At 64.3% G+C, this 18127-nt stretch carries 18 protein-coding genes; 10 read left to right on the forward strand and 8 right to left on the reverse strand.

What is annotated here, in order from left to right; all coding sequences use genetic code 11:
* Positions 1 to 250: 250 nt before the first annotated feature.
* Entirely contained in the window at positions 251 to 1084 is an 834-nt protein-coding gene (locus ACF8K2_RS15980) for a DUF6515 family protein (protein WP_392465910.1), read from the forward strand.
* Between the two features lie 140 nt (positions 1085 to 1224).
* Here the strand turns inward: ACF8K2_RS15980 and ACF8K2_RS15985 are convergent, their stop codons facing one another.
* Together ACF8K2_RS15985 and ACF8K2_RS15990 are read right to left on the reverse strand one after the other, a co-directional pair.
* Positions 1225 to 2094, reverse strand: a complete 870-nt coding sequence (locus ACF8K2_RS15985) for a cation diffusion facilitator family transporter (protein WP_186556693.1) — start codon at positions 2092 to 2094, stop codon at positions 1225 to 1227.
* A 25-nt stretch (positions 2095 to 2119) separates the two neighbouring features.
* Positions 2120 to 2539: a polyribonucleotide nucleotidyltransferase gene (locus ACF8K2_RS15990; protein ID WP_264236659.1), complete on the reverse strand. Its 420-nt coding sequence runs from the start codon at positions 2537 to 2539 to the stop codon at positions 2120 to 2122.
* A 117-nt stretch (positions 2540 to 2656) separates the two neighbouring features.
* On the opposite strand from ACF8K2_RS15990, the gene hrpB reads away from it, so the two are divergent.
* Complete coding sequence (gene hrpB / locus ACF8K2_RS15995) at positions 2657 to 5185, forward strand: ATP-dependent helicase HrpB (RefSeq protein WP_392465913.1); 2529 nt, start codon at positions 2657 to 2659, stop codon at positions 5183 to 5185.
* Between the two features lie 29 nt (positions 5186 to 5214).
* Here hrpB and ACF8K2_RS16000 read toward each other — a convergent pair whose 3' ends face one another.
* The 3 genes from ACF8K2_RS16000 to ACF8K2_RS16010 form a co-directional block, all read right to left on the reverse strand.
* Entirely contained in the window at positions 5215 to 5706 is a 492-nt protein-coding gene (locus tag ACF8K2_RS16000; protein WP_392465916.1) for a hypothetical protein, read from the reverse strand.
* Positions 5707 to 5815: 109 nt separating this feature from the next.
* Entirely contained in the window at positions 5816 to 6895 is a 1080-nt protein-coding gene (locus ACF8K2_RS16005) for an endonuclease/exonuclease/phosphatase family protein (protein WP_392465917.1), read from the reverse strand.
* A gap of 61 nt (positions 6896 to 6956) precedes the next feature.
* Positions 6957 to 7613, reverse strand: coding sequence for a YciC family protein (locus ACF8K2_RS16010; protein WP_264236664.1), 657 nt, complete (start codon positions 7611 to 7613; stop codon positions 6957 to 6959).
* A 156-nt stretch (positions 7614 to 7769) separates the two neighbouring features.
* On the opposite strand from ACF8K2_RS16010, the gene ACF8K2_RS16015 reads away from it, so the two are divergent.
* Both ACF8K2_RS16015 and ACF8K2_RS16020 read left to right on the forward strand, forming a co-directional pair.
* Positions 7770 to 8507 carry a DUF2076 domain-containing protein gene (locus ACF8K2_RS16015; RefSeq protein ID WP_392465919.1) on the forward strand — a complete coding sequence of 246 codons (738 nt, stop codon included), beginning with the start codon at positions 7770 to 7772 and terminating at the stop codon, positions 8505 to 8507.
* A gap of 75 nt (positions 8508 to 8582) precedes the next feature.
* Positions 8583 to 9062 carry an NYN domain-containing protein gene (locus tag ACF8K2_RS16020; protein ID WP_264236666.1) on the forward strand — a complete coding sequence of 160 codons (480 nt, stop codon included), beginning with the start codon at positions 8583 to 8585 and terminating at the stop codon, positions 9060 to 9062.
* A 100-nt stretch (positions 9063 to 9162) separates the two neighbouring features.
* Here ACF8K2_RS16020 and ACF8K2_RS16025 read toward each other — a convergent pair whose 3' ends face one another.
* Positions 9163 to 9621, reverse strand: coding sequence for an Lrp/AsnC family transcriptional regulator (locus tag ACF8K2_RS16025; RefSeq protein ID WP_186556701.1), 459 nt, complete (start codon positions 9619 to 9621; stop codon positions 9163 to 9165).
* A gap of 157 nt (positions 9622 to 9778) precedes the next feature.
* Between ACF8K2_RS16025 and yedA the strand changes: the two genes are divergently transcribed.
* Positions 9779 to 10699, forward strand: coding sequence for a drug/metabolite exporter YedA (gene yedA / locus ACF8K2_RS16030; protein ID WP_312152906.1), 921 nt, complete (start codon positions 9779 to 9781; stop codon positions 10697 to 10699).
* Positions 10700 to 10797: 98 nt separating this feature from the next.
* On the forward strand, positions 10798 to 12129 hold the full coding sequence (locus ACF8K2_RS16035; protein ID WP_392465922.1) for a DEAD/DEAH box helicase: 1332 nt from the start codon (positions 10798 to 10800) through the stop codon (positions 12127 to 12129).
* A gap of 114 nt (positions 12130 to 12243) precedes the next feature.
* Here the strand turns inward: ACF8K2_RS16035 and ACF8K2_RS16040 are convergent, their stop codons facing one another.
* Both ACF8K2_RS16040 and ACF8K2_RS16045 read right to left on the reverse strand, forming a co-directional pair.
* Positions 12244 to 13488, reverse strand: coding sequence for a TIGR03862 family flavoprotein (locus ACF8K2_RS16040; RefSeq protein WP_392465924.1), 1245 nt, complete (start codon positions 13486 to 13488; stop codon positions 12244 to 12246).
* Between the two features lie 149 nt (positions 13489 to 13637).
* A complete protein-coding gene (locus tag ACF8K2_RS16045; protein ID WP_392465926.1) occupies positions 13638 to 14552 on the reverse strand; it encodes a histone deacetylase in 915 nt (304 codons plus the stop codon).
* Positions 14553 to 14682: 130 nt separating this feature from the next.
* Here ACF8K2_RS16045 and ACF8K2_RS16050 point away from each other — a divergent pair, with 130 nt between their 5' ends.
* The 4 genes from ACF8K2_RS16050 to ACF8K2_RS16065 all read left to right on the forward strand — a co-directional run bounded on the left by ACF8K2_RS16050 (position 14683) and on the right by ACF8K2_RS16065 (position 17995).
* Complete coding sequence (locus ACF8K2_RS16050) at positions 14683 to 15252, forward strand: GNAT family N-acetyltransferase (protein ID WP_392465928.1); 570 nt, start codon at positions 14683 to 14685, stop codon at positions 15250 to 15252.
* Between the two features lie 96 nt (positions 15253 to 15348).
* Positions 15349 to 16218: an acyl-CoA thioesterase II gene (gene tesB, locus ACF8K2_RS16055; protein ID WP_392465929.1), complete on the forward strand. Its 870-nt coding sequence runs from the start codon at positions 15349 to 15351 to the stop codon at positions 16216 to 16218.
* Positions 16215 to 16805, forward strand: a complete 591-nt coding sequence (locus ACF8K2_RS16060) for an HAD family hydrolase (protein WP_186557732.1) — start codon at positions 16215 to 16217, stop codon at positions 16803 to 16805. Before tesB ends, ACF8K2_RS16060 begins: the two co-directional genes overlap by 4 nt.
* Before the next feature lie 179 nt (positions 16806 to 16984).
* Positions 16985 to 17995 carry an NAD(P)-dependent alcohol dehydrogenase gene (locus ACF8K2_RS16065; RefSeq protein WP_186557733.1) on the forward strand — a complete coding sequence of 337 codons (1011 nt, stop codon included), beginning with the start codon at positions 16985 to 16987 and terminating at the stop codon, positions 17993 to 17995.
* Positions 17996 to 18127: the final 132 nt, after the last annotated feature.

Genomic DNA, 18127 nt, shown 5'->3' on the forward strand with positions numbered 1-18127 from the left:
CATCAGTCCACGGCGACCGGCCCAGGAGGCCGCTCGCGGCCCGCCATCCAACAGGATCCGCCGGCCCCCGGGCTACACACGGTTTACCAGACCGAGTGAGGTGAGCCGGCGTCACAAGCGCCGAGCACGGACGACAATTCGCAAAGGGAGGCCATTGGCCTCCCTTTTTTCATGTCTGGATTTTCATCTGCCTGCCAGGAGGTCGCGGTAGACTGCCAGCAGGTTCATTGCCGTATTCGAGAGGGACAACATGAGGTCGCGCATCTGGCAGTTGGCAGGTGTTGGTTTGCTGGGCATGGGCGTCAGCCTGGGGGTGCTGGCCCAGGGGCCGGGCGATGGGCACGGCGGGCACGCACCGCAGGATCCGAACTCCGGCAGCGCTGGCAGCTCGCCGCTGAACTCGCGAGACGAAGCGCGCCAGACCCAGCCTGCGCGCCAGGGTTATTACCAGGACATCCCTCGGCGCAATGGCGATAACCGCTACTGGCAGGCCGGTGGTCCGGGGCAGCGGCCAGGCGATAACTGGCCAGGGCGGCCGGATGGCCATGGCAATGGCTGGGGCCCAGGGCCGCAGTATCGGCCTGGGCAGGCGATCGAGCATTTCCCGGATCGCTACTGGAAGGTGCCGTACCGCGGGCAGGATTACTTCTACTCAGGCGGCTACTGGTACCGGCCGCATGGCGCTGGCTATGTGGTGGTGCGTCCGCCCTATGGCGTGCGGGTGACTTACCTGCCGTCGTATGCCCAGGAGGTCTGGCTCAGTGGCGCGTTGTTCTTCCTGGTGGCCGACACCTACTACCGCTACCAGGCTGACAGCCGTGAGTACGTGGTGGTCAGCCCGCCTGCCAGTGTGCCGATGCCAGCGCCACAGGCAGGCAATGGCTACGATGTGATCGCCTATCCCAGCTATGGGCAGACGCCGCAGCAGCAGGATCAGGATCGCTACCAGTGCCATCGCTGGGCGGTGGAGCAGTCTGGATTCGATCCGGCGCAGGCCAGTTATGCACCGGCGGCCAATGTCGCCGACACCTATCGGCGGGCGCTGGGGGCCTGCTTGAGTGGGCGCGGCTACAGCATCAACTGAGTGCGCTATCGCGGGGCAAGCCCGCTCCCACGCTGTTCAGTCGAAGTCGATCCTGTGTGGTTCGCTAATCGCGGGGCAAGCCCCACGTTGTTCAGGCGAAATCGATTGGCGTGGGAGCGGGCTTGCCCCGCGATAGCGAATCACACAGGATCAGCATGCACCATCACATCGGCCTGTGGATAACGCTGGCGGATCACCGCTGAAGCCTGCACGCACAGCTCATGGGCATCATGCAGCGCCAGCTCGCCAGGCAACTCCAGGTGCAACTGCACGAACCAGTAACTGCCAGACACCCGCGTGCGCAAATCATGCGCACCGCGCACGCCGGGAATCGCGCAGACCAACTCCAGCATCCGCTCACCCACGTCTGCCGGCAGCTCCTTGTCCATCAGAATCGCAGTACTTTCCCGAGCGATCTGAATCGCGCTCCAGAGAATGTACAACGCGATTCCCAGGCCAAACAGCGCATCCAGCTGGGGCCAACCAAAGCCTGCCAGCAGCAGCGCCAAGAGAATGCTGCCGTTTAGCAGCAGATCGGAGCGATAGTGCAGCGAGTCGGCGCGCACCGCAGTGGAGCCGGTGGCGCGGATGACCTTGCGCTGAAACGCCAACAACGCCAGGGTCAGGACCAGTGACAGCACCATCACCGCAATACCCGCCGCAGTATCCCCCAGCGGCTGTGGTGCGCGCAGGCGCTCCACCGCCTGCACGCCGATCAGCACCGCACTGACGCCAATGAACAGCGCCTGGGCCATGCCCGCGAGCGCCTCGGCCTTGCCGTGGCCAAAGCGATGATCATCATCAGCCGGGCGCAGCGCGTAGTGCACCGCCAGCAGGTTGAGCAATGACGCCACTGCATCGAGCGCTGAGTCGGTCAGCCCCGCCAGTAGGCTGACCGAGCCACTCAGCCACCAGCCCACGGCCTTGCTCAACACCAGGATACTGGCCACTGCCAGCGAGGCGCGGGTGGCCAGGCGCAGCAGGCGTTGCTGTTCTGCGGTTGGGGTCATGCGGGCGGCAAAGTCCTTGTGCGAATCAGGCGGCCGGTATCAGGCCGTAGGCAGCCAGTTGCTCGACGCTGCCGCGATGCTGGATCAGTCGCGGGTCGTTCAGCGGCAGGCGCTGGCCCAGTTCGCTTTCGAGGATAGCCTGCAGCTTGGCGTTGTCGACCTTGCCATCGGCATCGATCGCCGGCTTGAGCTTGGCCGGATCGACCTGCGCGGTAGTGCCGCCTGGGTAGTAGATGGCGCCGGTCGCGAAGTCGATGCCAAAGGCGATCAGCCCCGGGATCACGTAGAACAGGATGCCGATGGCGTCGAGGGCGGCGACCACCGGGTCGATCTTGCCTTCGATCTGGCCGCGGCGGTCTGGATAGAACAGCGTGCCGCAGGCCGTCAGCTGGGTCAGCAGGGTGGCGACTAGAACGCCACCGATGACACGGGATGGGATGCGCATGTAAATCTCCGATGGAAAGTCGCAACGATCGCGGCAAACGGCCGCTATCAAACATTATGACCATGATAGGTCCTGGCCGGTTCGCCGTTATACTCGGCGGCTCGTTCGAGGACCACCATGATTTCATTACCAATCGATGCCGTATTGCCCGCGCTGCGCCAAGCGCTCAGTAGCCGCCACGAAGTCGTGCTGGAGGCGCCGCCCGGCGCTGGCAAGACTACCCGCGTGCCGCTGGCGCTGCTCGATGAGCCGTGGCTGGCGGGGCAGCGCATCGTCATGCTCGAGCCGCGCCGGCTGGCTGCACGGGCGGCAGCCGAGCGGCTGGCCAGCGAGCTGGGGGAGAAGGTCGGCGAAACGGTTGGCTACCGGATTCGGCTGGACAGCAAAGTCGGCCCCACTACGCGTATCGAAGTGGTCACCGAAGGCATCCTCACCCGCCGCCTGCAAGCGGATCCGGCCTTGGAAGGCGTTGGCCTGCTGATCTTCGATGAATTCCATGAGCGTTCGCTGGATGCTGACTTGGCGCTGGCGCTGAGCCTCAATGGCCGCGAGCTGTTGCGCGACGATCCGCCGCTGAAGATCCTGCTGATGTCGGCGACCCTGGAAGGCGAGCGCCTGTCACGGCTGCTTGATCAGGCACCGGTGGTTAGCAGCGAAGGACGCATGCACCCGGTGGATATCCAATGGGGGCGGCCGTTTCAGCCCGGTGAGTTCGTCGAGCCACGGGTAGTCGACTGCGTGCTGCAGGGGCTGGCCGAGCAATCCGGCAGCCTGCTGGTGTTCTTGCCCGGGCAGGCCGAGATCCGCCGAGTGCATCAAGCTCTTCAGGACGCGCTAGGCGAGCGGCCAGACATTCTGCTGTGCCCGCTACATGGCGAACTTGACCTCAATGCACAACGGGCTGCCATCGAGCCTGCGCCCGCAGGCCTGCGCAAAGTGGTGCTGGCGACCAATATCGCCGAGACCAGCCTGACCATCGACGGCGTGCGGGTGGTGATCGACGCAGGCCTGGCGCGGCTGCCGCGGTTTGATCCGGGCAGCGGCATGACCCGCCTGGACACCCAACGCATTTCCCGCGCCAGCGCCACCCAGCGCGCCGGACGGGCTGGGCGGCTTGAGCCAGGCGTGTGCTACCGCTTGTGGTCCGAGGCCCAGCATGAGCAGTTGGCCGCGCACGGCAGCGCCGAGATCCTCCAGGCAGACCTGGCAGGCCTGGCCCTGCAACTGGCGCGCTGGGGTGTGACCCCCGAGCAACTGCGCTGGCTCGATCAACCACCGAGCGCCGCCTACGCCCAATCGCAAGACCTGCTGGCGCGCCTTGGTGCGTTCAAGCCCAGCAGCCGCGACAGCCTGAGCGAGCATGGCCAGGCGATGGCTGAGTTGCCGGCCCATCCGCGCATCGCCCATCTGTTGTTGCGCGGCCAGCACCTTGGCCTGACTGACATGGCCTGCAATGTTGCCGCATTGCTCGGCGAGCGCGATATCCAGCGCGGCGGCGGCGCCGACCTGCATACTCGACTGGCGCTGCTCAGTGGCGAAAGCAAGCTGACACGAGGCGGCCAGGGTGGGGTACAACGTGCTCGCCAGCTGGCTCGCCAATACCGTGGCCTGCTGCGTGGCAACCCGGTCGCCGCTGTGGCTGACCCTGAGCATCCGCACTGGCTGGGCGCCTTGCTGGCGCTGGCGTATCCGGACCGGGTCGCCCAACAACGGCGCGAAGGCGGCGCCGAGTATCGCCTGGCCAACGGCCGCGCCGCGCTGTTTGCCGAAGTCGATGGCTTGATGAAGTGCCCATGGTTGGTGATTGCCGATCTGGGCAGCCGCCAGGGCCAGCGCGAAGAGCGGATCTACCTGGCGGCCGAATTCGATCCTGGCTTGTTCGAAGAGGTGCTCGCCGAGCAGGTCGAAACCCTCGATATCCTCGACTGGGATGAGCGCGAACAGGTGTTGCGCGCCGAGCGTCAGCGCAAGGTCGGCGAGCTGGTGCTCAGCCGTGAAGCGTTGCCTGGCCTGAGCGACGAGGCTCGGGCGCGGGCCTTGCTCGGCTTGGTCCGGCGCAAGACCTTGGCGCTGTTGCCGTGGACGCCAGCGCTCCGCCAGTGGCAGGCCCGCGTTGCCTTGCTACGCCAGTTGGATTTGCACAAGAGCGCGGAGAGTGAATGGCCAGATCTGTCTGACGAAGCGCTGCTCGCGAGTCTTGAAGACTGGTTGCAGCCTTATTTGGGCAAGGTCTCGCGGCTGAGTCACTTCGCCCAGTTGGACCTGTCATCGATCCTGCGCAACCTGCTGCCCTGGCCGCTGCCGCAACGCTTGGATGAGTGGGCACCAGAGCACCTCAATGTGCCATCGGGCTCGAACATCCGCCTGGACTACAGCGAAACCCCACCGATTCTGGCCGTGCGTCTGCAAGAGCTGTTCGGCCTGGCCGACACGCCGCGCATCGCCCAAGGCCGCCAGCAGGTCAAGTTGCACCTGCTGTCGCCAGCGCGGCGGCCGGTGCAGGTGACGCAGGATTTGGCCAACTTCTGGCGCACGACCTACGCCGAAGTGAAAAAAGACCTCAAGGGCCGCTACCCCAAACATTACTGGCCGGATGATCCCTTGGTCGCAGAAGCGACGGCACGCGCCAAGCCCCGCGGCCGATGAGGGGCAGTCGCGGGGTCCTTTTGTTGTAATCAGTGAGAGCGCACGATCATGAACTCATGCGGTACGCCTTCGCCGATGGTCAGGTGAGCAATGGTTTGCCCGGACACTGACTCGGTTTTCACCTGGTGACCCTGATGATCACGGATCAGGCAGCGCAGCTCATCCTTGGACCATTCCACCGGCTGCAGCTTCCAGTAACCCAAGTCGTCTGTCTGGTCGTACAGCCCCAGGTAGCCATTGTCGCTGATACCCAGCTTGCGGCGGCTATTGGAGGCCAGAGCCACTCTGAAATGCAGGCGATCCTCGCCCCTTGAGTGAAACCGAAAAATAAATAACGAAGGGCCTGCGCTGCCGCCGACCTTGAGCCAACCATCGTCGACATGGATGTCGACGCCAAAGCTCAGGTCGTGATGGGTCTTGAAGGGGTGGACTGGGTAGCGTTTGCCATCCTCTATCAAGTAGATGCTGCCGATAAAAGACTGACCATCGGCCCAGTGATTGATAGGTTGCGGTTCGTTCATAGCCTGCGTCCCTGTGGATGAATGTCGGCACGGTAGGCGAGGGACATGCAGGGCGGCAGGCTGAACGATTTCTCCGGCGAGCTGCTTTTCCTGGGCAGCGCTGATTGCCTTAGCGCGCTTTGGGCAAGACCAAACGGGCGGTGATCGGCAGATGATCGGAGATCTGCAGCGTATCTGCCTGCAGCACGCGCGCCTCCAATCGCTGCAAGCGGGGACTGTGCAGCAGGTAGTCGAGCGTGCGGTCAGGGCCGCTCACGGCCGGGTCATTGGGGAAGTGGGTGAGCCAGGCGTCGCGCTCGGCGCCGCTGGCTTCGGCATTACTGGGGATCATCGGGTACTTGTCCCACAACAGGTGCAGGTCGCTGTCGGCTGGGTAGCTACCGCGCTGGGCCGGTGGCAAGCGACGGTACTGGCCCAGCGGCAACAGGTTGAAGTCGCCGCCAATCAGCCATGGGGTGCCCTGGGTTTCCAGGCGATCGAGCACTTTGCTGACGTGCGCCACTTGCCGTCGTTGCAGATCGCTGCCTGGCCGGTAGGGCGACAACCGCGTATTGAGCACCGCCAGGCGGCCGCCGTCGGCCAGCGGCAGATAGCTGACCAGCAGGGCCGGTTGCGGCTCCAGCAGGCGGGCCAGGGCGTTACTGGCGGTATTGGGCAATTGCAGGCGCTCGGCCTTGGCGATCGGGTACCGGCTGAGGGTTGCCAGGGTGCGGCCGACACTGCCGGCGATGTGCCGGTCGGGAACAAAGTCGGCTTTCCATTCGTCGGTCTGTACCGCGCAGGGGTACAGGTCGGCCAGACGCTCGCGCAGCAGGGCCAATTGGTCCTGGTAGTCGCTGGCCTTGGCGTCCTTGTCCAATTCCTGCAACAGGACGATATCGGGCTGTTCGGCGCGGATCACGCGCGCCACTTCATCGAGGTTGAACGCCAGGTCTTCACGGGTGGGGCGGGTGTCGTTGCCGCGGCCTTGGTCGTACCAGAACACATAGCGCTTGCCGGCCAGATACTGGACGTTCCAGCTCATCACGCTCAAAGTCTGCCCGGGCTGCAGCGGCTTGCCGGGGCCTTGGCAGGCGACTGCCACCGATTCGCGAGGGGAGGGCTGCCAGCTCAGGTGCTCAGCGAGCAACCAGAGCAAGGCCAGCATCAGCAGCAGGAACAGCAGGACGTTGCGCAGTAGTCGGGTCATCGGCTCGGCTTGTCGGTGCGGATCGCGCCAGCATAACCGAGCCGTTCGTCGCCAGGCCAGTTCAGGCGCCGGCGTCGGCTTCCAACAACATGAAGATGCGGAACAGCACCACGCTGCTGAACAGCTGCAACAGGCCGCTGAGGCTGTCCATGGCCAGTTGCACGCCAGGTTGTGGCTGCGGGAAGGCCATCATCAGCAGGCCGTCGAGCAGCCACACCGGCGCCAGCGAGGCGAACACGCAGACCAGGATGCGCATGAAGTGCCCGGTGGTCATGCGTGCGCTCTCGCGCATCGACTGCACCACGGGCAAGCCGCGCAGCACCAGCAGGTATTCGGCGAACACCAGGTTGATCATGATCCAGATGCCGGGAAATACGAACAGTGCCAGGCCCGCCATGATCAGCAGGGTACTGATCATGATCAGCAAGGCCAGCTGCGGCCACAGCTGCAGGGCGCGGGCGAACAGGTTGCGCTTGAGGATGTCCTGGCCCTGGGTGCGGGTGTCGAGGTAGAGGATCAGCGCCGCACTGTACAGCGGATACAGCAGCAGGCTGACCAGCATGCCGTAGGCCGGCGACGCCTGTTCGCCGAGCTGGCGGTACAGCAGCTGGGTGAGCAGGGCCTCGAGCACGATCAACGGCAGGCAGAGCTGGATGATGCTCGCCAGGTGACGGCGGAAAAAGTACAGGGAGTCGCGCAGAACGCTCAGCGGATTCATCAGTCAACATCGCATGGCTGTAAAAGCAGGGGCGTAACTTTAGCCCACTCAAGGCCTGGCTGAAAAAAGTTTCACGCGCCTGCTGATTGAATCCCGCGCCTGCGCCCCCCATCTTTGACGCTGTCCGATGTCCCGCTTGCCCGCACGAGGTAGCCCATGAACACTGAAGAACAAACCCTGATCGACGGCCTGTTTGGCCGCATCAAGCAAGCCGAAGACCCCAGCCAGCCGCGCGACGCCCAGGCCCAGGCGTGCATCGAGGAACATGTGCGCCAGCAGCCGGCGGCGCCTTACTACATGGCCCAGGCGATCCTCGTCCAAGAGGCTGCGATCAAGCGCCTCGATGAGCAAAACAAGCAGCTGGAAAACGAACTCAAGCAGGCTCGCGCTCAGCTCGAGGCCAGCCGTGGGGCTAGCAATGGCGGCGGCTTCCTGTCGAGCATCTTCGGTGCCGGTAGCCGCGCACCTGCCCCGCAACCGCAACGCTCTGTCGCACCAGGTGCCAGCGCTGGTGGCTGGCGCGAGCCGTCGGCACCGGGTTACGCGCAAGCGCAGCCACAGCAGGCTTCGGCCTTCAACGCCGCGCCCGCGCGCAGTGGTGCCAGCAGTTTCCTCGGCGGCGCCATGCAGACCGCTGCCGGGGTCGCGGGTGGGGTCTTGCTGGCACAAGGCCTCAGCAGCCTGTTCAACCATCATTCGCAACCTGAGGAAGTGGTTGAAGTGATCAAGGAAGAGCCAGCCCCGGCCAGCGATTCGGGCGGCTGGAATGACCAGGCCGGCCAGCAGCAGGTGGCCGACAATGGCGGCTATGCTGGCGATCAGGGCGGCTTCATGGACAGCGACTACGGCAACGACGACGGCGGCTTCTTCGCTGACGACGACACCTTCGTCTGAGGCCTCTGGCATACTGCTGGGCTTGTGGGGTTGTACGCCAACCCCTTTCTCGCAGGATTACCCAAGGGTTGTGTGGTGAAAAAGATCGCGCTGTTCGCCGATGTGCAGAACCTCTACTACACCGTCCGCCAGGCCCATGGCTGCCATTTCAACTACACCGCACTGTGGGCCGAGGTCAGCCGCCAGGGGCAGATCGTCGAGGCGGTGGCCTATGCCATCGACCGCGGCGACAGCAAGCAGCAGCAATTCCAGCAGATCTTGCGCAACCTGGGCTTCGAGGTGCGCTTGAAACCCTACATCCAGCGCAGCGATGGCTCGGCCAAGGGTGACTGGGACGTGGGTATTACCCTGGATGTGATCGAGGCGGCGAGCCGGGTCGACCAGGTGGTGCTGGCCTCGGGTGATGGCGACTTCGACTTGCTGCTGGAGCGAGCGATCCAGCGCTATGGTGTCGAGGCTGTGGTGTATGGCGTGCCCGGGCTGACGGCGTTGTCGCTGATTCGTGCGGCCACTGAGTATGTACCGATCGAAGGCTCACTGCTGCTGCGTCATTGATTGAGCACGCTATCGCGGGGCAAGCCCGCTCCCACGCAGAGCCAACTTGGCGTGGGAGCTGGCTTGCCCCGCGATAGCGTCAGGCCAGACACCGCAGGTCTCAGCTCTTTTTGCCATTGCCCGCGAGTTGCTGCAACGGCACCCGCCGCTCCACCGCACTTGAAAGAATGATCGAGGTCTTGCTGAAGCCCAGCTGCGATACCCGATTGATCAGCGCCTCCAGCTCACTCATCGACCCCACTGCCGCCTGCATGATCACGCACGGATCGCCCGTGACCCGATGACACTCAGTGAGCTCGGGAATCCGCGCCAGCTCATCGTAAGCCTGCTGGTTGCCATGGCTGGCCAGGCGCAGCTCGATCACGCACTGGATCGGCAGGCCGATCTTTTCCAGGTCCACCTTGGCCGTATAGCCGGTGATCACCCCGCTGGCCTCAAGCTTGGCCACCCGCTCCGCCACCGCAGGTGGTGAAAGGTTCACCTGTCGCGCCAGCTGCGCGTAAGTGGCCCTGCCGTTTTCCAACAGGGCGGCGAGGAGCATGCGATCGTACTTGTCCATGACGGGTTTCGCTCGTTTCAGGCAATCAACGGCAAAGGCAGCAAATAACCATTCATTGCAAAGTGTGTGGGTGATTTAAACGTGTTTTGTAACTTAAGTTTGCGCAACGCCCTTTCTAAACTAAGTCACCCGTAAACGGATTTCGAGTGTTTTCCCCATGCCTGCCTCCCGTCGTGTTCCCTGGTTGCTCATCGGTGCCTTTCTTGCCCTGTATCTGGTCTGGGGCTCGACCTACCTGTTCATCCGCATTGGCGTCGAATCCTGGCCGCCGATGATGATGGCGGGGATTCGCTTCGTGATCGCCGGCAGCCTGTTGTATGGCTTTTTGCGCTGGCGCGGGGTGCCGGCGCCAACCTGGCCGCAATGGCGCGCGGCCGGGGCGATTGGCTTTTTGCTGCTCAGCTGCGGCAATGGCGGGGTGACCCTGGCCGAGCATGCGGGCGTCGCCTCAGGAGTAGCAGCGCTGGCGGTGGCCACGGTACCGCTGTTTACCCTGGTGTTCGGTCTGTTGTTTGGCCATCGCAACTCGCGCCTGGAATGGGCGGGCATCTGCCTCGGATTGGCCGGCATCGCCATGCTCAACCTGGGCTCTAACCTGCAAGCCAGCCCGATGGGCGCGGCGCTGATCCTGTTTGCCGCCGCTGCCTGGGCGTTTGGCTCGGTATGGAGCAAGAGCCTGCCGCTGCCCCAAGGACCGATGGCCAGTGCAGCCGAGATGTTGGTTGGCGGCGCGGCGCTGCTGATTGGCAGTGCGGTCAGTGGCGAACGCTTGACCCAGATGCCAACCGCTGCTGGCTGGGGCGCGTTGGCGTACCTGGTGTTGTTCGGCTCGATCCTGGCCTTTAGCGCCTACATGTACCTGCTCAAGAACGTACGCCCGGCGGCGGCCACCAGCTATGCCTACGTCAACCCAGCCGTAGCAGTGCTGCTCGGGATCGCCTTCGCCGGTGAAACCATTGGCGCCGAAGAATGCGTGGCGATGGCGGTGATCATCGGCGCGGTGGTGCTGATCGGCCTGCCGCAGTGGCGCAAGGCGCCCGAGCAGCCGGCGCCGCTGAAGGGCGAAATGTGCAAATAGGCACGCGTCTGTGGGGCTGCGGGTGCGGCCCTATCGCGACACGAGGGTACTGGCGCAGGTAAACTGCCGCCTTCGCTGAACCCCCTGACGGTATTGCCATGAATTTCGCCAAACTCGGCCTGATCGAACCTTTGCTGCGCACCCTGCAGCAGCTGGACTACACCACCCCAACCCCGGTCCAGGCCCAGGCCATCCCCGCCGTACTGGCCGGTCGCGACCTGATGGCCGCGGCCCAGACCGGCACCGGCAAGACTGCAGGCTTTGCCTTGCCAGTGTTGCAGCGCCTGGCGTTGGAAGGTGAGAAGGTCGCCAGCAACTCGATCCGCGCCCTGGTGTTGGTGCCGACCCGCGAGCTGGCCGAGCAGGTGCATGCCAATATCCAGGAATACGCCGAGAACCTGCCGGTTTCCACCTATGCGGTCTACGGCGGGGTAAGCATCAACCCGCAGATGATGCGCCTGCGCCGGGGTGTCGATTTGCTGGTGGCCACCCCCGGTCGCTTGCTCGACCTGTTCCGCCAGAACGCGGTGAAGTTCGGCCAGGTGCAGACCCTGGTGCTCGACGAAGCCGACCGCATGCTCGACCTGGGCTTTGCCGAGGAGTTGCAGTCGGTGTACGCCGCGCTGCCGCGCAAGCGCCAGACCCTGTTGTTCTCCGCCACCTTCTCCGATCAGATCCGCATGCTCGCGGGCCTGGCCCTGAATGATCCGCTGAGCATCGAAGTCAGCCCCCGCAATGCCACCGCCAGCACGGTCAAGCAGTGGCTGGTGCCGGTCGACAAGAAGCGCAAGGCCGACCTGTTCTGCTACTTGCTGCGCAAGCAGCGCTGGAGCCAGGTGCTGGTGTTTGCCAAGACCCGTAATGGGGTCGATCAGTTGGTCGAGCGCTTGCTGGGCGAGGGGGTGAATGCCGATGGCATCCATGGTGATCGCCCGCAAGCGACTCGCCAGCGCGCGCTGGACAGCTTCAAGGCACGCGAGATCCAGGTGCTGGTGGCCACTGATGTCGCTGCACGCGGGCTGGATATCGACGATCTGCCGCTGGTGGTCAACCTCGACCTGCCGATCGTCGCCGAAGATTATGTGCACCGCATCGGCCGTACCGGCCGGGCGGGCAACAAGGGCGAGGCGATCTCGCTGGTGTGTGCCGATGAGGTGCAGATGCTCTCGGCGATCGAGACCCTGATTCGCCAGACCCTGCCGCGCCATGAAGAGCCAGACTTCATCCCTGATCACCGGGTGCCGATGACCGATGCCAGCGGGCAGGTGATCAAGAAGCCGAAAAAGCCCAAGAAGCCCAAGGAAAACAGCGCCAAACGCGGTTTGGGCAAGTGGATGGACAGTACCGAGTCGGGGTCTTCGGCGCCGACCGTCAAGGCCGTGCGCAAGGTGCCGAGCTTCAATGGTGGGCCGCGTAAGCGTAAGCCTTGAGATTTTGGGGCCGCTGCGCGGCCCATCGCAGGCTTCGCCAGCTCCTACAGACCCGCTCGACTTCTGTGGGAGCTGGCGCAGCCTGCGATTGGGGTGCGCAGCACCCCCGGCCAGCTATCGGGCACTACGCCTGAGCCAATCCACCGCCGCCCGCCCTGCGCGCAGGCCGCTGGCAAAACATGCAGTCAGCAGATAACCGCCGGTCGGCGCCTCCCAGTCGAGCATCTCGCCTGCACAGAACACCCCTGGCAACTGGCGCAGCATCAAGCCCTCATCCACCCCTTCAAAGCGCACTCCACCGGCACTGCTGATCGCCTCATCCAGTGGCCGCGCGCGCAGCAGTTCGATCGGCAACGCCTTGATCGCCGCGGCCAGTGCCTGCGGATCGGCGAAGGTCGCCTGATCGGTCAGCTCACGCAGCAGCGCCGCCTTGACCCCGTCGATCCCCAGCTGGCTGTGCAGATGCTTGGCCATCGAGCGTGAGCCGCGAGGCTTGGCCAGGGCCTGGGCGATTTTGTCCACAGGCCGGTCAGGTAGCAGATCCAGCAGCAGCGTAGCTTTGCCCGCGCGATTGATCGCTTCACGGACCTGCGCCGACCAGGCATACACCAAGCTGCCTTCCACGCCTTGCGCAGTGAGGATGAACTCACCCTTGCGCGCAGCACTGCCGGGAACGCTCAGGGCAATGTTCTTCAACGGTGCGCCGGCGAACTTGTTGACCAGCAGTTCGCTCCAGCCCGCAACTTCAAAACCGCAGTTGCTCGCTTGCAGCGGTGAGATATCCACAGCCCGTTCGGCCAGCAATGGCACCCAGGCGCCATCGGAACCCAGGCGTGCCCAACTGCCACCACCCAGCGCCAGTACCAGTGCATCGGCGCGCAGGTTCAACTCACCCTGTGGATAAGCGATCCGCAGCGATCCATCATCGTTCCAGCCCAGCCAGCGGTGGCGCGTGTGGATAACTACCCCGCTGTCGCGCAGGCGCTTGAGCCAGGCGCGCAGCAGCGGCGCGGCTTTCATGTCGCAAGGGAATACCCGCCCTGACGTGCCAACGAAGGTTTCGATGCCCAGCCCGTGGATCCACTGGCGTAGCGCCTGGCCATCGAAGTCGCGCAGCAGCCCATCGATCTCGCCGCTGCGCTCGGCGTAACGCGAGACGAAGGCCGGGTACTGCTCGGAATGGGTGATGTTCATGCCGCCGACCCCGGCCAGCAGGAACTTGCGCCCCACCGAAGGCATGGCATCGAACACCTGCACCGTCATACCGGCCGCAGCCAGCGCCTCGGCGGCCATCAGCCCGGCAGGGCCGCCACCGATCACGGCGACAAGGGGAGGGGAAGCGGGGCGTAGTTCAGGCATGGAGGGCGGCAGGCTGTGGAAAAGAGCTGGCATTCTACCCCAGCGCACCCCGTCGAAGCACTGTGCAAAAAATGACCAGTCCTTTGTAGCTCAGGCAGTTAGCGGTCTGTAGCCGCTTTCACTCAGGTTATCCACAAGCGGTTCCACAGTCATTGTGAACAACTGATGACCTTTGCCGCGCTGTGATGAAGGATACCGTGGCGTTTGGCTAAGGCTGCGCGGTCCTTGCTGTAGCCGCCGCCGATGACGCCGACTACCGGAATGTCGCGGCCCAGGCAGTGGCGCAGCACGCTTTCATCGCGAGCGGCCAGGCCTTCATCGGTCAATTGCAGGTAACCGAGGGCGTCGTCCTTGTGTACATCGACACCGGCGTCGTACAGCACCAGGTCAGGCTGGTACAGCGCCAGCAGGTAGTTCAGTGCATCATCCACCACCTTGAGGTACGCCGCATCGCCCATGCCTCGCGGCAGGGGGATGTCCCAATCGCTGTGGGCTTTGCGCGCCGGGAAGTTCTGCTCGCAGTGCAGCGACACAGTGATAGCTTCAGGGGTGTCATGCAGGATCCGCGCGGTGCCATCGCCCTGGTGCACGTCACAGTCGAAAATCAGCACCCGATGCACCCGCCCGGCTTCGAGCAGGTAGCGGCTGATCACGGCCAGGTCGTTGAAGATGCAGAAGCCGGCCGGGTGGTCGTAGTGAGCATGATGCGTGCCGCCAGCGAGGTGGCAGGCGATGCCGTCGCGCAGGGCCATTTCGGCGGTCAGTAGCGAGCCGCCCACGGCGCGCACGGTGCGCCGGGCCAAGGCTTCGCTCCAGGGCAGGCCGAGGCGGCGCTGGTCTTCGCGCGACAAGTCGCCGCTCAGGTAACGCTCGATGTAGTCGCGGTCGTGGGCCAGGGCGAGGATGTCGTTGGGGCAGAGCTCGGGGCGCAGCAAGGCCTGGTCCGTGGTCAGGCCAGTGTCGACCAGGTGGTCGCGCAGCAAGCGGAACTTGTCCATCGGAAAGCGATGCTCGGCGGGAAACTCCGGGCTGTAGTCATCGTGGTAGATCAGCGGCAACGGCATGGTCGGTTCGCGGTAAGGTTCAGTGCTGATAGTGCCAGTTGGGTTGTTTATGCGCTATTGCTGGGGCCGCTGCGCGGCCCCAACTTCGCCTAATCTAAAGCGTGCAGGACAAACACCCGGAGCTCACTCGATGACGCCAATTCTTCACCTGGAAAGCGCCCGCCTGACATTGCGCCCATGGCACGATGACGACCTGCGCGAGTTCGCTGCGATGTGCGCCGACCCGCAGGTGATGCGTTACTTCCCGGCGCCGCTGACGCGCCTGGAAGCGGCCGCGCTGATCGGGCGGATTCGCGGGCATTTCAATGAATACGGCTTTGGCCTGTGGGCGCTGGAGCGCAAGGACAGCGGCGCCTTCATCGGCATGACCGGCTTGCTCCACGTCAATTTCGACGCCCCGTTCGGCCCAGCCGTAGAGATCGGCTGGCGCCTGGCACGGCGCCACTGGGGGCTGGGCTTTGCCAGCGAGGCGGCGTGGACCTGCCTGCGTTGTGCTTTCGCCCAATTGCGCCTGGATGAGGTGGTGTCGTTCACTAGCCAGAGCAACCTGCCATCGCAGAAAGTCATGCAGGCCATCGGCATGCTGCACGACCCGGATGGCAGCTTCGAACACCCCCGCCTGCCGCCTGGCCACCCCTTGCGCCCCCACGTGCTGTACCGGATCAACCGCGCGCACTGGCAACAAACCCTGCGCGGCTGAATAGCTGGGCATGCGCGGTACTGATGACAAACCCTGTATCATTCTTCGTCTTAAAAGTGCTGTAGCGCCGTGATGCCTTGCTAGGAGAAAACCCCCATGAGCCATGTGTTGGACGACCTGGTCGACCTGCTGAGCCTCGAAGCGATCGAGGAGAACCTGTTCCGCGGACGCAGCCAGGACTTGGGCTTTCGCCAGTTGTATGGCGGCCAGGTGCTCGGCCAATCGCTGTCGGCGGCTAGCCAGACGGTCGAAGACGCCCGTCATGTGCATTCGCTGCATGGCTACTTCCTGCGCCCAGGCGATGCCAGCCTGCCGGTGGTCTACTCGGTCGACCGGGTACGTGACGGCGGCAGCTTCAGCACCCGCCGGGTCACCGCGATCCAGAAAGGCCACACCATTTTCACTTGCAGCGCCTCGTTCCAGTACGACGAGGAAAGCTTCGAGCACCAGGCGCAGATGCCTGATGTAGTCGGGCCGGAGAACCTGCCCAGCGAAGTCGAGCTGGCCAGCGCCATGGCCGATCATCTGCCTGAGCGCATCCGCGATAAAGTGCTGTGCGCCAAGCCGATCGAGATTCGCCCGGTGACCGAGCGCGATCCGTTCAACCCCAAGCCGGGCGATCCGATCAAATACGCCTGGTTCCGCGCCGACGGCAACCTGCCGGACATCCCGGCGTTGCACAAATACCTGTTGGCCTATGCCTCGGACTTCGGCCTGCTGACCACCTCGTTGCTGCCGCATGGCAAATCGGTATGGCAGAAGGACATGCAGATCGCCAGCCTCGATCATTCGCTGTGGTTCCACCGCAACCTGCGTGCCGACGACTGGCTGCTGTACGCCACCGACAGCCCCTGGGCCGGTAATGCCCGGGGCTTCTGCCGCGGCAGCATCTACAACCGCGCCGGCCAGCTGGTGGCCTCGTCGACCCAGGAAGGCTTGATCCGCCATCGTAAGGACTGGGCATGAGCCTGAGTGACGTGCGCAACTGGGTGTTCGACATGGACGGCACCCTCACCGTCGCAGTGCATGATTTCGCCGCGATTCGCCAGGCGCTGGGCATCCCGCCCGAGGACGATATCCTCACCCACCTGGCGGCGTTGCCGGCCGCTGAAGCGGCAGCCAAGCATGCCTGGTTGCTGGAGCACGAGCGCGACCTGGCGATGGCCTCGACCGCCGCCAGTGGTGCGGTCGAGCTGGTGCGTGAGCTGGCCGGGCGTGGTTGTCGGCTGGGGATTCTCACCCGTAATGCGCGGGAGCTGGCGCATGTCACGCTGGAGGCGATTGGCCTGGCCGATTGCTTTGCCGTCGAGCACATCCTGGGGCGTGACGAAGCGCAGCCCAAGCCCAGCCCTGATGGCTTGTTGAAGATTGCGCAGGCCTGGGAGGTGGCGCCGAGCGAGCTGGTGATGGTTGGCGATTACCGGTTTGATCTCGACTGCGGCCGGGCTGCCGGGGCGCGTACAGTGTTGGTGAACTTGCCGGATAACCCTTGGCCTGAGCTGGTGGACTGGCATGCGGCGGATTGCCGGGCATTGCGCGCCATGTTGGGTTGAGCGCACCGGCCTCATCGCGGGGCAAGCCCGCTCCCACGCAAACCGCGCCCTAAGCACGCCTCTGTAAAACACGAACTTGCGTGGGAGCGGGCTTGCCCCGCGATGACGGCGGCCCATGCAACGCCAGCTCTCATCTAAGCTGCATTGCACTTCTTGCCCACCATTAAAGGAATCCAGCCATGTCCAGCAAGGCCATCTACGTTCAACCCGGCGGCGGTTACGACAAGGTCCAGGTCGGCACCCGCGAGGCTGCCGCGCCACAGGCGGGTGAGATCACCGTGCGCCTGCACGCCAGCTCGCTCAACTACCATGACTTCGCCGTGGTCAGCGGCATGTGGGGGCCGAGTGAGCGGCGTATTCCCATGGCCGATGGTGCTGGCGAGGTAATCGCAGTTGGCGCTGGGGTCAGCGAATTCAAAGTCGGCGATGCCGTGGTCAGTACCTTCTTCCCCGATTGGCTGGACGGTCAGGCCCAGGTCGAAGGCTTTGCCAGCGTGCCCGGCGATGGCATCGACGGCTATGCCCGCGAGCAGGTAACCGCCCGCGCCACTTCATTCACCCTGGCGCCCAAAGGCTACAGCCACGCCGAGGCCGCGACCCTGACTACCGCAGGCCTCACCGCCTGGCGTGCGCTAATGGCCGATGATCGCCTGAAACCTGGTGACAGCGTGCTGGTGCAAGGCACTGGCGGGGTGTCCATCTTCGCCCTGCAATTCGCCAAACTGGCGGGCGCTACCGTGATCGCGACCTCGTCCAGTGACGCCAAGCTCGAACGGCTGAAGTCGTTGGGCGCCGATCACTTGATCAACTACCGCAGCACCCCGGCGTGGGGCGAGAAAGTTCGTGAGCTGACCGATAACCGCGGGGTTGATCATGTCATCGAGGTGGGCGGCCCGGCGACCCTCGAGCAGTCGATGATCGCTGCGCGTATTGGTGGGCATGTTTCGTTGATCGGGATTCTGACCGGCGTGGCTGGGCAGTTGCCGCTGGTGCAGGCGTTGGTCCGGCAGATTCGTCTGCAAGGCGTGCTGGTGGGCAGCCGCGCCCAGCAGCAGGCCATGGTGCGGGCGATCGATGCCAATGGCTTGCGGCCGGTGGTGGACAAGCATTTCGAGCTGGAGCAGATCGTCGAGGCGTTCCAGTACCAGGAGAGCAACAAGCATTTCGGCAAGATCTGCCTGACCTTCTGAGTCCATGGTTTTTGGGGGCTGCGAAGCAGACCCCAAAGCCAATTTCAAAGATGTAATGGATTGTGTTGGAAAGCCCCCCGAGCAATACATTTGCGCACACCGGAGAGGCAGACCTGCTCGCTAAAATGCCGC

Origin of the sequence: Pseudomonas sp. xss_2 (genome assembly GCF_043104195.1) — a bacterium.
GTDB classification, from domain to species: Bacteria; Pseudomonadota; Gammaproteobacteria; order Pseudomonadales; family Pseudomonadaceae; genus Aquipseudomonas; species Aquipseudomonas urmiensis.

Coding starts and splice junctions, on each gene's coding strand:
- ACF8K2_RS15980 (WP_392465910.1), top strand. CDS start 251: ATGAGGTCGCGCATCTGGCAGTTGGCAGGTGTTGGTTTGCTGGGCATG.
- ACF8K2_RS15985 (WP_186556693.1), bottom strand. CDS start 2,094: ATGACCCCAACCGCAGAACAGCAACGCCTGCTGCGCCTGGCCACCCGC.
- ACF8K2_RS15990 (WP_264236659.1), bottom strand. CDS start 2,539: ATGCGCATCCCATCCCGTGTCATCGGTGGCGTTCTAGTCGCCACCCTG.
- hrpB (WP_392465913.1), top strand. CDS start 2,657: ATGATTTCATTACCAATCGATGCCGTATTGCCCGCGCTGCGCCAAGCG.
- ACF8K2_RS16000 (WP_392465916.1), bottom strand. CDS start 5,706: ATGAACGAACCGCAACCTATCAATCACTGGGCCGATGGTCAGTCTTTT.
- ACF8K2_RS16005 (WP_392465917.1), bottom strand. CDS start 6,895: ATGACCCGACTACTGCGCAACGTCCTGCTGTTCCTGCTGCTGATGCTG.
- ACF8K2_RS16010 (WP_264236664.1), bottom strand. CDS start 7,613: ATGAATCCGCTGAGCGTTCTGCGCGACTCCCTGTACTTTTTCCGCCGT.
- ACF8K2_RS16015 (WP_392465919.1), top strand. CDS start 7,770: ATGAACACTGAAGAACAAACCCTGATCGACGGCCTGTTTGGCCGCATC.
- ACF8K2_RS16025 (WP_186556701.1), bottom strand. CDS start 9,621: ATGGACAAGTACGATCGCATGCTCCTCGCCGCCCTGTTGGAAAACGGC.
- yedA (WP_312152906.1), top strand. CDS start 9,779: ATGCCTGCCTCCCGTCGTGTTCCCTGGTTGCTCATCGGTGCCTTTCTT.
- ACF8K2_RS16035 (WP_392465922.1), top strand. CDS start 10,798: ATGAATTTCGCCAAACTCGGCCTGATCGAACCTTTGCTGCGCACCCTG.
- ACF8K2_RS16040 (WP_392465924.1), bottom strand. CDS start 13,488: ATGCCTGAACTACGCCCCGCTTCCCCTCCCCTTGTCGCCGTGATCGGT.
- ACF8K2_RS16045 (WP_392465926.1), bottom strand. CDS start 14,552: ATGCCGTTGCCGCTGATCTACCACGATGACTACAGCCCGGAGTTTCCC.
- ACF8K2_RS16050 (WP_392465928.1), top strand. CDS start 14,683: ATGACGCCAATTCTTCACCTGGAAAGCGCCCGCCTGACATTGCGCCCA.
- tesB (WP_392465929.1), top strand. CDS start 15,349: ATGAGCCATGTGTTGGACGACCTGGTCGACCTGCTGAGCCTCGAAGCG.
- ACF8K2_RS16060 (WP_186557732.1), top strand. CDS start 16,215: ATGAGCCTGAGTGACGTGCGCAACTGGGTGTTCGACATGGACGGCACC.
- ACF8K2_RS16065 (WP_186557733.1), top strand. CDS start 16,985: ATGTCCAGCAAGGCCATCTACGTTCAACCCGGCGGCGGTTACGACAAG.